Annotated in this window: 1 protein-coding gene; it reads right to left on the bottom strand. The window is 30.0% G+C overall.

The genetic code is table 11. The features are described from left to right. The coding region (locus ACF91D_RS31905) for a replication initiation protein (RefSeq protein WP_392438723.1) at positions 1-457 on the bottom strand (457 nt) is incomplete at both ends.

Raw genomic sequence — 457 nt, 5'->3', positions numbered from 1 at the left:
ACCTGTATGCTTGTATTGTTTTAGTATTCTGAACATATTTTTAGAATACGTAGACTTAAGCTGAGTCATTTCTTGTAATTCAAATTTAGTGAAATCTGCAGTAATAGAATTAAGTATATGTTTCAAATCACCATTGATACTGATTGCTAGATATTGTTCATCAACATTTACTTCGTATGATGTAAATAAAACAAATTTCTTGAACGATTTCCCATTTCGCTCTGTATAAGTTAAATTCAACATTTTATCGTATACATGTTCTAAATCTTTCACAAAACGGTCTTGGGAACGTGAGTAGTAGTTACTAAGATGTTTTAATTCATCAAAAGGTATCTGTAACGTACGTGAGTCTTGTTCTTTGAGCTTATTACACAAAGTAAAAAACAAATCTATCTCTGTACTCGTGAATTTTCTTAAAGGTACTAAATTCATTTCGTTTCGATACACAACAGTCTCT

The organism is Staphylococcus sp. 231237_7MaSpsaltlick (assembly GCF_043107035.1).
Note: the sequence above shows the minus strand (reverse complement) of the source record. Positions and strands in the feature narration are given on the sequence as shown.